We start from the raw sequence: 15,410 nt of genomic DNA on the forward strand, positions 1-15,410 counted from the left end.
GAGGTGAAGAGCGGATACGGCGGCGTCGGCCTGGTCGCCGGCGCGTTCGACAGGGCCTGGCACAAGCTCGCCGAAGGTGAGGATGCGCCGCTGCACGTCCTCGTGGCGGCCACCGACGAGTTGGGCCGGCTGGTCGACTCCTGCGGCTGCGACATCGAGGGCGCGAAGCTCGAAGCCTGGATCGAGCTGGGCATCCTGGTCGTGGAGCTGCTGGCCCTGGCGGTGGCCGCCGTGCTCACCCTGGGCGCCGCCTCCCCGGCGGCCGCCGCCGCGATCACCGCGACGAGAGTCGTCGTCCAGCAGATCTTCAAGCGCCTGGTGGCCCAGCTCGCCCGCAAGGCGGTCAAGCAGGGGCTCAAGGAGGCGGGTGAGCGGGCCGCGAAGGAGGCGGCGAAGGCCGGTGCCCGTGGACTGGCCCGACGGGCGGCGCTCGGCGGCCTGGTGGAGGCCGGTCAGGAAGCGGGCACCAGCCTCGCGACGCAGGCGTATCAGAACACCACCGGCCGACGTGACGGCCTGGACCTGACCGACGTGAGCACGTCGGCTCTCGGCGGCTTCGCCGGTGGGGCGGTCGCGCCGCTCGCGGGTCTGGGCCGTCATGCGAGCGGGCGGTTCGCCGAGATCGGCGAGCGGTTCGGCCGGGAGATGGCCGGGGAGACGCTGGCCGAGACCGCGGCCGGATTGGCCACCGGTCACGGCCCGTCGCTGGAGGATCTCGCGCGCGCCGCGGCGTCCGGCGCGACCGGCTCCGCCACCGGCCAGACCGACTCCGCGCTGCAACGCCGCCTCGACGGGCAGTTGAGCGGGCTGACCGTTCCGCCGGTCGGGCTGGACGTGCCACCCGTCGGCGACCCCGTCGGGCTCATCCCGGCCCAGCGGGTCGCCGAGCCGGTCGTCCAGGGCGGCGATGCGATCGCGGGCGCCGTTCCCGTGACATCGACGCACGTCTCGCCCCAGGTCGTCGGCCCGCACCCGCTCGCCGTGGACCTGCCCCGCTCCGCGCCGGAACCCCCAACGACGCCGCTCGGCGATGCTGTCCCGCACGACGTGGCACGTCCGACGGTCGCCGCGAGCCCCACGTTGTCCTCGGTGATCACGGACGCGCCCGGCGTCCACAGCGGCGCGGGTCCGGTGGCGGCGCCGATCGACCACCCCACGCCGTCCCCGACCAACTCGATTCACACAGCAGCAGTGCCGACGACACTGCCAGCATCCCCTGCCGACCACTCGCAGGTCGCGACGCCACCCGCGGCGGACCGGGCCGTTCCCACCAGCAATGGAGGTCAGGCAGGACCGCCTCCGACCTCACCGGTCAGCGCTCAGCCGGGACCGCATCCGGGAGCGCCGGCCGTGGGGCCCGACCCCCGGCCGGGGCCGAATCCCCGTTTCCCGCTGTTGGAGTCCTTGGCTCCGCATCGCCCTCCCACCGACTCCCCAACGCCCCACCCCGGCCCGTTCGATGTCCAGCCGCGGCCCCGCGAGACCGCCGAGCAGCGTGCCGCGCGGCTGAAAGCTGATCGGGAGGGCCTCGACCGGCGGCGCTACCAGGGCTATCTGCAGTCTCAGCGTGCCCTGCACGAGGAGAACCGGCAGCAGGCGCAGATCAAGGAACTGCGTGACCTCGCCGAACAGCACTACGAGGCGGCGCGTTGGCTCCTCACGCAGGCACACGAGCTGCGCCAAGCCGGGCAACACGACCTCGCCGACCGGCACGTGCGGGAAGGGCGGCGGCGAGAGCGCCTGCACTACCGAGCCGTCGACGAGGTGGAGGCGGTGCGTGCCGGCCAGCGTCTGCCGCGCGAGGTGATGGTCGAGGACGACCTCGACTTCTACCGGATCAACGACGACGTGGCGGACCTGGCCGTCGGCGCGGTCGAGACGGCCGACCATTCCGCGCTCACCGGCCACGGCCACCCCGAACCGATCGACAGGTCCCGGCCCTACGGCCGCCGGGGAGGGCTCCGGCCACCGCTCGCGCTGCATCAGACCGACCTGGAACGGCAGATGCCCCGCAACCCGGACGGCAGCGTCGCGCGTACCGCCGATCCCCGGCGTGGCGGATGGTTCCGCCTGGCGAACGACGGCGGACCGGCGGCGGACGTGACCCGGGGCATCAACTGCCTCGACTGCACCCTGTCGCTGTTCGAGACATGGGTCCACGGACGGCCGCGGGTCGCCGCTCCGCGTACGTTCGACGGCTACCTCGGCGGTGACGTGCTCCGGCCGGTGGGCGGCGAGGCGGACGGACCGCTGCGGGTCGAGCAGACCACTGGCGGCCGGTTCCAGAACCTGTGCCCGGTCGACCGGCCCGGCATCACCGGCCCGCAGCGCCAGTGGCTGGTGGATCGCGGCTACCGCGACCTGTACGCGCAGTTGGCGTCGGGCGGCCACGGCAGCTACGCCTTCCTCATCACCAGCTTCGAGGGTGGCGGATCGCACGCCTGGGTGGCGTTGAACCAGAACGGCACGGTCCTCTTCCTCGACCCGCAGTCGGGCGCCGTCGCCGACCGGCCGCTCTACCACCACAGCGGTCGCCCGTTCGAGGGCAACGTGGTCGGCGTTGACGCGCTGGTGCTCGGCCCTGACGGACGGCCGATGCCGCTCACCGGCCGCCCGCCCGGCACGTTCAACGTCCTGCCCGAGCCCTTGCCCCGCCCGGCGCCGCCACGCCTGCCCGAGCCGCCGCCGGCCGACGACGGGAACGCGCCGGACTTCAATCACGTCCACCTGCTCGGCGAGTCCACCACCTTCCACACCCGAGCGGACGCACCCCCGCCGGGCAGCGCGCCGCCCGTCGAGCCGCAACCCGACCAGGTACGCGAGGAACACCGGCAGGCGCACGCCGACCGGATAGCCGGCGGGCTCTACGTACGCGACGTGCTCGCCGAGAGCGGAAGCCTCGACGCGGCCTTCGCCGCCGGGGTGACACCCGTGGAGCTGGCGCAGGCCGCCGACGCGCCGACGCTGCGGCGGCTCGCACCCGGGCTGGACGATGCCGCAGCGGCCGACCTCAGCCGGTTGTTCGCCGACCCGCGCGTGCAACGGATGCTCGACCAGAGCTGGGAGGCGCCGCCGCGACGGGAGGAGTTGCTGGCCGAGACGCTGGTACGGCAGCTCGCCGAGCGGCCCGACCTGGTCCGGATGATCCTGGCGACACCGGAACTCGCGAACTCGCTGACCGCGCGACCGCTGACCCTGCATCACCTGGCCAGCCACCAGCAGGCCATCGACGTACTCGGCGAGGTCATCAACGACATAGCCGTCCGCGGGGCCGAGGCGGTGATCGCGCCCGAGCCACTGAAACCCCACTCGACGCCTGTCAGCCAAGCCCAGCGTCAACTCACCAGTTCGGTAGCAGCGCGCAGTCAGTCGACACTGCAGCTCGGATTCGATGAGACGCGACGCCATGATGAGGTGTATCGCCTCGCATACATCGACCGGCTCTATGCAGATGCGGCGGTCGCCCAGGAACAGTTGAACACACTCGCCGTCAAGCTCGCTGCGGACGAGGGCAGGCCCGACTGGAGAAGCGAGCCCAAGAGCCGGGAGCGGGTTCTCGACAAGCTGGAGGCTGAGTACGGGTATGACGCGTCGCAGCTCAAGGACTTGGCTGCGGCCAAAGTGCAGTTCCATACCCTCGACGCGGTCTACCAGGCGCTTGGACGCCTTGAAGCCGATCCAGAGATCGTGATCCTGCACATAAAGGACCGCTTCCTTAAGCCGCAGGCCAGCGGTTACCGAGACATACTGCTGAATCTCGGAATGCCGAACGGTCATGTGGCAGAGCTTCGGCTGCACCTGGTGTCGCTCGACGACGTCGCAGAGTGGGAGCATGCGCTGTACGAGATCCGACGCGATCTGGAAGCGGTGGCTGAGATCGAGGGCAGGTCGTTGACGCAGGGTGAACGCGCTATACGTGATGGACTTCTCCGGAGAGCGCAGAGTGCCTACTGGGGCAAGGTGCAGGAAAGTCTTGGGGAGGAATCACCGCGATGAGGCAGGTGGAGGGCTTGCAGCTGCCGAAGTTCTTCGACTACTACCACTCTCCCCTGAAGCTTGTAGCCACCCCCGACGGCGGCGTAGCGGGCTGGATCCTGTTCAAGGACACCGGAGGCTGGCGCGAGGCCAACAATCTCATCGACAAGGTGCTTTTCGTCGGCGGCGACGAGATCAATGAGATATCGCGAGATGAGTTCATTCAGCTCACTGAGCATGAACGGGGCCGTTATCTGAGTGGTGACGGTCCGATCTTCGCTCTCTACGAGACCGTTCGGGCAATCCAGGACACGCTACGGGAGGAGCGTCGGTATCCGACGCCCCAGGAGCAGGCGTTGATCAGGGGAGTCAGGCGGCGGACCTTCGTGATGTTCGAGGAGCAGCTCCAGCAGGCCGGTGACCCCGCCGCCGACCCCACCATCGCCGCCACCCCCTCCTGACACGCCATGTCCGTCGACGAAGATCCGGCCGTGCCGTACGTGCCGCCCGCCGACGCGACGGAGGCGAGGCGCGTACAGGAGGAGCTGCGGTCGCGGGTGGACCTGGTGGGGCCCGGTCCCGCCGCGCCCGCGACGGTGGCCGGCCTGGACGTGGCGTACGCGCAGGACGGTGATTTGCTCGCCGCCGCCGTCACGGTGCTGGACGCAGTCAGCCTCGCCGTGGTGGACGAGGCGGTGTGGGTGGGGCGGCCCGCCTTTCCGTACGTGCCGGGGCTGTTCGCCTTCCGGGAGATGCCGGCGCTGCTGGCCGCGTTGGACCGGCTGACCGTCCGCCCGGAACTGCTGGTGTGCGACGGGCACGGGCTGGCGCACCCGCGCCGGTTCGGGCTGGCCTGCCATCTGGGTCTGGTGACCGGGCTGCCCGCGATCGGCGTGGGGAAGACGCCGCTCGTCGGCTCGTGGACCGGGCCGGGCCCCGAGCGTGGTGACAGCGCCGACCTGTGTGACGAGGGCGACGTGGTCGGGCGGGTGCTGCGTACCCGGGAGGGCGTCCGGCCGGTCTTCGTCAGCGTCGGGCACCGGATGGGGTTGGACAACGCGGTCGAACGGGTACTGGCACTGACGCCCCGGTACCGGCTGCCGGAGACGACCCGGACGGCCGACCAACTGTGCCGCCGGGCGCTCGCCTCGGCCGTCGTCTCCGGCGGTGACCTGGACCGGCGGTGATCGCGTGGCGCGGCACACATGTGGCGTGGTCGATGCGAAGGTGCCCTCCGGGCCCGGTAGTAACCTGACCGGCGGATCCGGTCCGGACGCAACGGTGAGGTGGGGATGTCGGTGGGGCGGCACGCGGCGCGGTGGGCCATTGTCGGCGCGCTGCTGGGTGGCCTGATCGCCGTACCGGCGTCGCCGGCGTCGGCCCGGGACGACCGGGTCGGGCTGCGCTCGGCGGGCAGCTTCACCGCCGGGGGTTCGCCGGGTGGCGTGACTGTCGAGGTGCGCAAGCGCACCGACGGCTGCGTGCAGCTGCGTACCGCGATCGGGCTCCGGTTGGAGGGCCTTCGGGCGGACCAGGTGCGGGTGCAGGTGGCCGCCGGCGACGGCTGGATGCCGGTGCCGGTCTCCGGTGGTGACGGCGCGGTCGCCACCGCCCAGGTCGCGCCGGTCGACCGGCCGCTGTGCAAGGGCAAGGGCGCCACCGTGCGCTACCGGGTGTCCTTCCTGGCCGGCGTCGTCGGCGGGCGGTTGGAACTGGCGGGCGAGGCGAGCGCCGCGAACGGTGACGTGCTCGGCCGGGCCGGTGGGTCGGCCCGGCTGGTGGGCGCGCCGCGTACGCCGAGCCCGAGTCCGTCCCGCAAGCCCTCGCCGACGCCCAGCGCGAGCGAGACCACACCGGCCGAGGCGACTGACACGTCGCCGGTCGCCGCTGCCGTCGCCCCGGCCACCGCCGCGGCCGACGACTCGTCGTTCGGAGGTTCCATGATCATGTGGTTCGGTATCGGGCTGGTGCTCGTCGGCGCCGCGCTCATCGTCCTGCTGCTGCGCCGCAGTCGCGCCGACCGCAGCGGCGGCGGGCCGGTCGCCGACCAGCCGCCGGTCCCGCTGCCACGCAGCACCACCACCTACCGCTCCGGCGCCACCGGGCCGGCCCCCACGGTGTACGGCGGCACGCCGGCGCCCCGTCCGGCGGGCAGCGTGTACGGCGCGCCTTCGTCCGGTCCGACCCCGCCCGTCTCCGGGTCGACGCCGCCCGCGCCCGCGGGCGGGGACGCGACGAGCCTCCTGCCCCGCTTGCCGGACTGAGGCCGAACCCGACCGGCTCCCGGGGTTACCGTGACGGTGGGTGGTCACGCCGTGACCCGGTGGCCGCCACCTGCCCGGCCGGAGGACCGGACACCGGGGCCGAACGGGGCCCGGTGCCGGGGCCGGTTGGCCGATAAGATCGCGTGCGCCGATCGGCACCGCCGACCGGTGAGACCGCATACGTGGAAGGAGCCGCGCCGTGGCCCTGGACCCGCAGTTGCTCGAGATCCTCGCCTGCCCGGACACGCATCACGCCCCGCTCGACTACGACGCGCAGGCGCAGACGCTCACCTGCACCGAGTGCGGTCGCATCTTCGAGGTCCGCGACGACGTACCGGTGCTCCTGCTGGACGAGGCGCGCGGTGGACCCGCGGCCGACGAGGCGCGGGGCGGGTCGTCGCGGTGATGGAGGGTACGGCCGGGGTCAGCGGGCACCGGCACGCCGATGAGGCCCTGCTCGACGACGCGGCGCTGCTGGCCGAGCGGGACCCGGGCGGCATGCTCCGGCACACCGCGTCCGCCGGCGCGCAGGTGCGTGAGTCGGCGGCGCTGGCCGCCGAGGCCAACCTGTCAGTGCTCGCCGACGACGGCCGGCCGCGCGCGGTGGTCATCGCCGGTATCGGCACCGCCGGGCGTACCGGTGACGTGCTGGCCACTGTCGCCGGGCCGCGCTGCCCGGTGCCGGTCATCCCGCACCGCAGCGCCGGCGTGCCGGGCTGGGTGGGCGCGGCGGACGTGGTCATCGCGGTGAGCGCGTCCGGGCGCAGCCCCGAGGCGCTGGGCGCGGCCGAGGCGGCGCACCGCCGTGGCGCCCGGCTGGTGGCGGTGGGCGCGCCCGACTCGCAACTCCAGTCGGTGGCGGAGCGGGCCCGGGCGCCGTTCATCCCGGTGCCCCGGCGCGCGCCGGCGAGGGCCAGCCTCTGGGCGCTCACCGTGCCGGTTCTGCTCGCCGCCCGTACCCTCGGGCTGGTGAAGGTCAACGAGGCCGACCTGGCGGAGACGGCGGCCCGGCTCGACGCGGACGCCGATCGATGCCGGCCGACCGCGGAGTCCTTCGTCAACCCGGCGAAGTCGCTGGCGCTGGGGCTGTCCGGCTCGATCCCGATCGTCTGGGGCTCGTCTCCGCTGGCGACCGTCGCGGCCCGGCGGTTCGGCGACACGTTGTCCGCCAACGCCCGCTACCCGGTGGTCGCCGGCGCGCTGGGCGAGGCGGGGCGGGGTCGTGTCGGCCTGCTCGACGGCGTGTTCGGCGGCCTGGCCGAGGGCGAGCGGGACATCTTCGCCGACCCGGGCGACGACGAGTCCGACGGCACCCGGCTGCGGCTGGTGCTGCTGCGCGACGGCGGGCTCAACGCCGACGACGACACCGACGAGCCGCTGGCGGTCGAGGAGCGCCGCGCGGACGCGGTGCAGACGCTCGCCGAGCGCCGTGGGGTGCGCTGCGACGTGGTGACCGCCGAGGGCGGCTCCGCGCTGGAGCGGCTCGCGTCGCTGGTGGCGGTCCCCGACTTCGCCTCGATCTACCTCGCCCTGGCACACGGCCTGGACCCGATGGCGGTACCGGCCATCACGGAGATGAAGGAGCTAGCGAACCAGTGAGCACACGGGGCATCGAGCGAGGCGGGGAATGAGCGCGAACGGGGGCACGAAGGCGATCGTCGCCGCCCTGGCGGCGAACCTCGGTATCGCCGTCACCAAGTTCGTCGCGTTCGCCCTCACCGGCTCGTCGTCGATGCTGGCCGAGTCGATCCACTCGGTGGCCGACTCGGGCAACCAGGGCCTGCTGCTGCTCGGTGGCCGGCGGGCCAAGCGGCAGGCCACGCCGCAGCACCCGTTCGGGTACGGCCGGGAGCGCTACATCTACGCGTTCATCGTGGCGATCGTGCTGTTCAGCCTCGGTGGCCTGTTCGCGCTCTACGAGGCGTACCACAAGGCGTCCGATCCGCACCCGATCGAGAGCTGGCAGTGGGTGCCGGTGGCGGTGCTGGTGGCCGCGATCGTGATGGAGGGCTTCTCCTTCCGTACCGCGATCAAGGAGTCCAACCTGATCCGGGGCAACCAGACCTGGGTGCGGTTCATCCGCCGGGCCAAGGCCCCGGAGCTGCCGGTGGTGCTGCTGGAGGACTTCGGCGCGCTCGTCGGTCTGGTCTTCGCGCTGTTCGGCGTCGGCATGACGCTGATCACCGGAAACGGCATGTGGGACGCGGCGGGCACCGCGATGATCGGTGTGCTGCTCGTGGTCATCGCGGTCACGCTGGCGATCGAGACCAAGAGCCTGCTGCTCGGCGAGGGCGCGGAGCAGGGCGAGCTGGCCAAGATCGAGCAGGCCGTCACGAACGGTCCCGAGGTCGAGCGGATCATCCACATGAAGACGCTCTACCTGGGCCCCGAGGAGCTGATGGTGGCCGCGAAGATCGCGGTGCCGGCCTGGGAGACCGCCGAGGATCTGGCCCGCGACATCAACGCGGTCGAGGCCCGGATCCGGCGTGAGGTGCCGACCGCCCGGGTGATCTACCTAGAGCCGGACATCTACTCGCCGGAGGCGGAGCGGGCGGGCACCGGGCAGGCGGCGGCGACCGCCGTCCCGGAGGCCGCGACCACCGGCGAGGCGCACGCGGCCGACGAGGTGGCCGGGCGGCCCGGGAGCTGACCGATGGAGCTGTTGCAGGGCCGGATCCGCGACTACGCCTGGGGCTCGCGCACCGCGATCGCCGAGTTGCAGGGGCGGCCGGTGCCGAGCAACGGGCCGGAGGCGGAGCTGTGGCTGGGCGCCCACCCGGGCGCCCCGGGCACCGTTCAGCGGGACGGCCGTCCGGTCAGCCTCACGGAGCTGCTGGTGGCCGAGCCGGGCCACTGGCTGGGTGAGCGGCTGGTCGGCCGGTTCGGCACCCGGCTGCCGTTCCTGCTGAAGGTGCTGGCCGCCGACTCCCCGCTGAGCCTCCAGGCCCATCCGGACGCCGAGCAGGCCCGCGCCGGGCACGCCGCCGACGTGGAGCGGATCAACTACGTCGACCCGTACCACAAGCCGGAGCTGCTGGTGGCGCTCTCGGAGTTCGACGCGCTGTGCGGCTTCCGCGACCCGGGGGAGTCGGCGGCGGCGATCGCCGCGTTCGGCGTACCCGCGCTGGAACCTGTGGTGGCGGCGTTGCGCGCCGGGCCGGCGGGGCTGCGGGAGGCGGTACGCCTGCTGTTGAGCTGGCCGCGGGCGGAGCGCGCCGGGCTGGTGGCGGCCGTGCTGGCGGCGGCGGACGCCGGTCCCGGGTCGGCGGACGCCGAGCTGGTACGCACGCTGGCGGCCGGCTATCCGGAGGATCCGGGCGTGGTGGTGGCGTTGCTGTTGCACCACGTCCGGCTGGCGCCCGGCGAGGGCATCTGGATGCCGGCCGGGAACCTGCACGCCTACCTGCGCGGCACCGGCGTGGAGATCATGGCGGCCAGCGACAACGTGCTGCGTGGCGGGCTGACCCCGAAGCGGGTGGACGTGGACGAGCTGCTGCGGGTGCTCCGGTTCGAGGTGCTGACCGAGCCGGTGCTGCGGCCGGAGACGGTGGCGCCCGGGGTGCTGACGTGGCCGGTGCCGGTGGAGGACTTCGCGCTGCACCGGGTCGAGGTCGCCACCGGGTCGCCGGGGGCGCGGTTGACGCTGCCCGGGCCGCGGGTGGTGCTCTGCCGGACCGGGAAGCTCACCGTGGACGACGGGGTGGGCGTGGTCACGCTGGGCGCGGGACAGGCCGCTGTGGGCACGGCGGCGGGAGGTCCGCTGACGCTGAGCGGGGACGGCGAGGCGTTCGTCGCCACCTGTGGCCTGCGCTGAGCGCTCGGCAAAAGCCGCAAGTCCGACTTTCCCGAAATAGCTTGACGGCCCACTGGCGTGGTGTGACCCTATGGGTACGCAGCGTTGTCGCGACGAAGGTCCGATGACGTGCGGGGGAACCAAACCGGGGGGATGCACGGGGCGGCCGGGCCGTGGACGGAAAGTCCGTCCACGACCGACCGCCCCGTGCGCTGTCCGCCGACCGGCCGATTGTGTGCTCGGTCAACCGGGCACCGGCCGGGTGGGTCGCGCGCGTAAGGTGGAAGGCTGCGCACCACATCGTTCGACAGGAGCTTCCATGACCAGCACCCTCCCCGCGGCCTCCAGCGGCGCGTCGTCGCAGGCTCGGCCGAGCACCCTCGCCGAGGGCGACTACAAGGTGGCGGATCTGTCGCTCGCCGCGTTCGGTCGCAAGGAGATCCGGCTCGCCGAGCACGAGATGCCCGGCCTGATGGCGATCCGGCGTGAGTTCGCCGAGGCCCAGCCGCTGGCCGGCGCCCGCATCACCGGCTCGCTGCACATGACCGTCCAGACCGCCGTCCTGATCGAGACCCTTGTCGCGCTCGGCGCGCAGGTCCGCTGGGCGTCCTGCAACATCTTCTCCACCCAGGACCACGCCGCCGCGGCGATCGTGGTCGGCCCCGAGGGCACCCCGGAGGCCCCGGCCGGCGTGCCGGTCTACGCCTGGAAGGGCGAGACGCTGCCGGAGTACTGGTGGTGCACCGAGCAGGTGCTCGCCTGGCCGGACGGGCAGGGCCCGAACATGATCCTGGACGACGGCGGCGACGCCACCCTGCTCGTCCACAAGGGCGCCGAGTTCGAGAAGGCGGGCGCCGTACCGCCGGTCGAGTCCGCCGACTCCGAGGAGTACGCGGTCATCCTCGAACTGCTGCACCGCTCGCTGGCCGAGGACAACCAGCGCTGGACCCGGATCGCCGCCGGCATCAAGGGCGTCACCGAGGAGACCACCACCGGTGTGCACCGGCTCTACGAGATGCACCGCGCCGGCACGCTGCTCTTCCCGGCCATCAACGTCAACGACTCGGTGACCAAGAGCAAGTTCGACAACAAGTACGGCTGCCGCCACTCGCTCATCGACGGCATCAACCGGGCCACCGACGTGCTGATCGGCGGCAAGATGGCAGTGGTCATGGGCTACGGCGACGTGGGCAAGGGCTGCGCCGAGTCGCTGCGCGGCCAGGGCGCCCGGGTCGTGGTGACCGAGGTCGACCCGATCTGCGCGCTCCAGGCGGCGATGGACGGCTACCAGGTCGCCACGCTGGACGACGTGGTCGAGCAGGCGGACATCTTCATCACCGCGACCGGCTGCTTCGACGTCATCACCAACGAGCACATGGCCCGGATGAAGCACCAGGCCATCGTGGGCAACATCGGCCACTTCGACAACGAGATCGACATGGCCGGCCTGGCCAAGCGCAGCGACGTGACCCGGGAGAACATCAAGCCGCAGGTCGACGTGTGGCGCTTCGACGACGGCCACGCGATCATCGTGCTCTCCGAGGGCCGCCTGCTGAACCTGGGCAACGCCACCGGCCACCCGAGCTTCGTGATGTCGAACTCGTTCGCCAACCAGACGATCGCCCAGATCGAGCTGTTCACCAAGACCGAGGAATACCCGATCGGCGTCTACGTGCTGCCCAAGCACCTGGACGAGAAGGTCGCCCGGCTGCACCTGGACGCGCTCGGCGCGAAGCTGACCACGCTCACCAAGGAGCAGGCCGCCTACCTGGGCGTCTCCACGGAGGGCCCGTTCAAGCCCGACCACTACCGCTACTGAGTTCACACTCCGGAAGGGACCGGGGTCGGCCGCCGCGCGGCCGTCCCGGTCCCTTTTCGCGTACGGGGTGGGCCGGCGGGTGCCGAACCGGGTGACGTTACCGCGATCAGCTTGACGTTTGCTGTGAACAGGAGGAAGGTATGCCTGCCCTAAGTTAGCGACCACGGAGCAGCTGATGTTCGCCACGTACCTGATCGGCCTGCGCGAGGGCCTGGAAGCGACACTTGTGGTCAGCATCCTCGTCGCGTTCCTGGTGAAGTCGCAGCGCCGGGACCGGCTGCCGCAGGTGTGGACCGGCGTCGGCCTGGCCGTGGCGCTCTCCGTCGGCTTCGGCTCGCTCATCCAGTACACCTCGACCTCGCTGCTGCGCACGTCGGAGTCGCGCGAGCTGTTCGAGGCGGTCACCTCGGTCGCCGCCGTGGTGTTCGTGACCTGGATGATCTTCTGGATGCGCCGGGCCGCCCGCACCATCGCGGGTGAGCTGCGCGGCAAGCTCACCGACGCGCTCGCGGTCGGCTCCCTGGCGGTCGCCGGCATGGCGTTCCTCGCGGTCATCCGGGAGGGCCTGGAGACCGCGCTGATCTTCTACGCCGCCGCCGAGAGCGCGGCCGGCGGCACCGGGCCCGGCTCGCTGCTCGCCCTGGCCGGCGGCATCGCCACCGCCGTGGTGATCGGCTTCCTGCTCTACCGCAGCGCCGTCCGGATCAACCTCAGCCGGTTCTTCACCTGGACCGGGGCGCTGCTCATCCTGGTGGCCGCCGGCATCCTCAAGTACGGCGTGCACGACTTCCAGGAGGCGGGCGTGCTGCCCGGCCTGAACGACCTGGCCTTCGACATCTCCACCACGCTCGACCCGAACGCCTGGTACGGCGCGCTGCTCGCCGGCATGTTCAACGTCACCGCCGCGCCGACGGTGCTGGAGCTGGTCGCCTGGGTCGCGTACGCGGTCCCGGTGCTCGTGCTCTTCCTGCGCAAGCCCGCCCGGTCCGCCAAGCCGGTTCCGGCCGCCGCCACACCCACCGCGCCGGCCGACGTCGCCGCTGTTCCGTCCCCCCGCGCCTGAACCACCCGTTCCCGAGGAGACCGCACGATGCGTACCACCCGACTCGTCGCGCCCGCCGCCGCCGGGCTGCTCGCCGTCGCCGGACTGACCGGCTGCGGGGGCGGTGACGACGCCGACGCCAAGAACGGCGGGCCGATCGCCGTCAAGGCCACCGACACCGTCTGCGAGGTCGCCGACACCGAGATCGACGCCGGTCAGGTCACGTTCAAGGTGACGAACAACGGTTCCAAGGTCAACGAGTTCTACGTCTACGCCGCGGGTGACCGGGTGATGGGCGAGGTGGAGAACATCGCCCCCGGGCTCAGCCGGGAGCTGCGCGTCGAGCTGACCGCCGGCACGTACGAGACGGCCTGCAAGCCGGGAATGAGCGGCCGGGGCATCCGGGGCGCGCTGAAGGTGAGCGGCACCGCCGCGACTGTCGCCCCCGACGCCGCGCTGACCCAGGCCACCGCCAGCTACCAGCGGTACGTGCGCAGCCAGACCGCCGCGCTGCTGACGAAGACCGAGGAGTTCGTGGCCGCGGTCAAGGCGAACGACGTGGCGAAGGCCAAGGCGCTGTACCCGGTGGCCCGCACCTACTGGGAGCGGATCGAGCCGGTCGCGGAGAGCTTCGGCGATCTCGACCCGAAGATCGACGGCCGCGAGGAGGTGGTCGAGGAGGGCATGGAGTTCACCGGCTTCCACCGGATCGAGAAGGACCTCTGGACCACCGGCGACGTCAGCTCCGACGGCCCGATCGCCGACCGGCTCCTGGCCGACGTCAAGGCGATCGTGGCCAAGGCGGACGCCGAGAAGCTCACCCCGCTCCAGCTCGCCAACGGCGCCAAGGCGCTGCTCGACGAGGTCGCCAGCGGGAAGATCACCGGCGAGGAGGAGCGCTACTCGCACACCGACCTCTGGGACTTCAACGCCAACCTGGAGGGCTCCAAGGCGGCCATCGCCGCGCTGCGTCCGGCGCTGGAGCAGCGCGCGCCCGACCTCGTCAAGCAGCTCGACAGCGAGTTCGCGAACGTGGAGACCACGCTCGGCAAGCACCGCGCCGGCGACGGCTGGAAGCTGCACACCCAGCTCGGCAAGGACGAGCTGAAGGAGCTGTCGGACGCGGTCAACGCGCTGGCCGAGCCGGTCAGCAAGGTCGCGGCGGCAGTAGCGCGATGACCGGCCCGGCCGGCGGCGACGCGACGAGCGAGCCGAACCGCGAGCGGACCGGCCGTGGCCTGTCCCGGCGCCGGGCGATGACCCTGGCCGGCGTCGGCGTGGCCGGTGTCGCCGGGGTGGCGGGTGGCGCGGGCGCGCTGCTCGCCGGCGGGAACGAGGCATCAGCGACCGGATCGGCCGCCGGTTCCGTGCCGTTCCTCGGCGAGCACCAGGCCGGCATCACCACCCCGGCCCAGGACCGGCTGCACTTCGTCGCGTTCGACGTGGTCACCAAGGACCGGGACCGGCTCGTCGCCATGCTCCAGGAGTGGACCGCCGCCGCGGCCCGGATGACCGCCGGGAAGGACGCCGGGGTGATCGGCGCGGTCGGCGGCATGCCCGAGGCCCCGCCGGACGACACCGGCGAGGCGCTCGGGCTGCCCCCGTCGCAGCTCACCCTCACCGTGGGCTTCGGACCGACGCTGTTCCGCGACGCGCAGGGCCGGGACCGCTTCGGCATCGCCGCCCGGCGTCCGGCCGCCCTGGCCGACCTGCCGCACTTCGCCGGGGACGCGCTGCGGCCGGAACTGTCCGGCGGCGACATCTGCGTCCAGGCGTGCGCCAACGACCCGCAGGTCGCGGTGCACGCCATCCGCAACCTCGCCCGGATCGGCATGGGCGTGGTGAGCGTCCGCTGGTCGCAGCTCGGCTTCGGGCGTACCTCGTCGACGTCGCGGGACCAGGCCACGCCACGCAACCTGTTCGGTTTCAAGGACGGCACCGCCAACCTCAAGGCCGAGGACGCCGCCCTGCTCCGCGACCAGCTCTGGGTGCAGCCCGGTGACGGCCCGGACTGGATGACCGGCGGCTCCTACCTGGTCACCCGGAAGATCCGGATGCTGATCGAGACGTGGGACCGCAGCCCGCTGGCCGAGCAGGAGATGATCGTCGGCCGGACCAAGGGCAGCGGCGCGCCGATCGGCCGCCAGGACGAGTTCGACGAGCCGGACTTCGCCGCCAGGGGCGACGACGGCGAGCCGCTCATCGCCGACACCGCGCACGTACGGCTGGCCCACCCGGACACCAACGACGGCGCCCGTCTGCTGCGCCGCGGCTACAACTTCGTGGACGGCTCGGACGGGCTGGGCAGGCTCGACGCCGGGCTGTTCTTCATCGCCTACCAGCGCGACCCGCGCCGGCAGTTCGTGCCGATCCAGACCCGGCTGGCCCGCAACGACGCGATGAACGAATACCTGCGGCACGTCTCCAGCGGCCTGTTCGCCTGCCCGCCCGGCCTGCGCGACGCAGCCGACTGGTGGGGGCGCGCGCTGTTCTCCTGAAGCCGGCTCAGCTCCCCGA

The 15,410-nt window shown here is 72.5% G+C and carries 12 protein-coding genes; all 12 read left to right on the plus strand.

Features of this window, described 5'->3' with window-relative positions; all coding sequences use genetic code 11:
• Positions 1-102 precede the first annotated feature (102 nt).
• Positions 103-3,996: a toxin glutamine deamidase domain-containing protein gene (locus HA073_RS23145; RefSeq protein WP_309228055.1), complete on the plus strand. Its 3,894-nt coding sequence runs from the start codon at positions 103-105 to the stop codon at positions 3,994-3,996.
• The gene (locus tag HA073_RS23150) at positions 3,993-4,436 is read left to right on the plus strand and encodes a hypothetical protein (protein ID WP_104113178.1); all 444 of its coding nucleotides are present in this window, start codon (positions 3,993-3,995) and stop codon (positions 4,434-4,436) included. Before HA073_RS23145 ends, HA073_RS23150 begins: the two co-directional genes overlap by 4 nt.
• Before the next feature lie 6 nt (positions 4,437-4,442).
• Positions 4,443-5,162, plus strand: a complete 720-nt coding sequence (gene nfi, locus HA073_RS23155) for a deoxyribonuclease V (protein WP_166457265.1) — start codon at positions 4,443-4,445, stop codon at positions 5,160-5,162.
• A 105-nt stretch (positions 5,163-5,267) separates the two neighbouring features.
• Positions 5,268-6,239, plus strand: coding sequence for a hypothetical protein (locus tag HA073_RS23160; protein ID WP_166457266.1), 972 nt, complete (start codon positions 5,268-5,270; stop codon positions 6,237-6,239).
• A gap of 199 nt (positions 6,240-6,438) precedes the next feature.
• Positions 6,439-6,645, plus strand: coding sequence for a Trm112 family protein (locus tag HA073_RS23165; RefSeq protein ID WP_030501390.1), 207 nt, complete (start codon positions 6,439-6,441; stop codon positions 6,643-6,645).
• The gene (locus HA073_RS23170; protein ID WP_043326408.1) at positions 6,642-7,838 is read left to right on the plus strand and encodes an SIS domain-containing protein; all 1,197 of its coding nucleotides are present in this window, start codon (positions 6,642-6,644) and stop codon (positions 7,836-7,838) included. Before HA073_RS23165 ends, HA073_RS23170 begins: the two co-directional genes overlap by 4 nt.
• Positions 7,839-7,866: 28 nt before the next feature.
• Positions 7,867-8,889: a cation diffusion facilitator family transporter gene (locus tag HA073_RS23175; protein ID WP_069087457.1), complete on the plus strand. Its 1,023-nt coding sequence runs from the start codon at positions 7,867-7,869 to the stop codon at positions 8,887-8,889.
• Between the two features lie 3 nt (positions 8,890-8,892).
• Entirely contained in the window at positions 8,893-10,053 is a 1,161-nt protein-coding gene (gene manA, locus HA073_RS23180) for a mannose-6-phosphate isomerase, class I (RefSeq protein ID WP_043326406.1), read from the plus strand.
• A gap of 298 nt (positions 10,054-10,351) precedes the next feature.
• Positions 10,352-11,851, plus strand: coding sequence for an adenosylhomocysteinase (gene ahcY, locus HA073_RS23185; RefSeq protein WP_043326405.1), 1,500 nt, complete (start codon positions 10,352-10,354; stop codon positions 11,849-11,851).
• A 175-nt stretch (positions 11,852-12,026) separates the two neighbouring features.
• Positions 12,027-12,914 carry an iron uptake transporter permease EfeU gene (gene efeU, locus HA073_RS23190; RefSeq protein ID WP_104113182.1) on the plus strand — a complete coding sequence of 296 codons (888 nt, stop codon included), beginning with the start codon at positions 12,027-12,029 and terminating at the stop codon, positions 12,912-12,914.
• A gap of 27 nt (positions 12,915-12,941) precedes the next feature.
• Positions 12,942-14,072, plus strand: a complete 1,131-nt coding sequence (efeO, locus tag HA073_RS23195) for an iron uptake system protein EfeO (RefSeq protein ID WP_104113183.1) — start codon at positions 12,942-12,944, stop codon at positions 14,070-14,072.
• A complete protein-coding gene (gene efeB / locus HA073_RS23200; protein ID WP_069087460.1) occupies positions 14,069-15,391 on the plus strand; it encodes an iron uptake transporter deferrochelatase/peroxidase subunit in 1,323 nt (440 codons plus the stop codon). Before efeO ends, efeB begins: the two co-directional genes overlap by 4 nt.
• The last annotated feature ends 19 nt before the right edge of the window (positions 15,392-15,410 follow it).

Origin of the sequence: Micromonospora sp. CMU55-4 (genome assembly GCF_011602315.1) — a bacterium.
GTDB lineage: Bacteria > Actinomycetota > Actinomycetes > Mycobacteriales > Micromonosporaceae > Micromonospora > Micromonospora chalcea.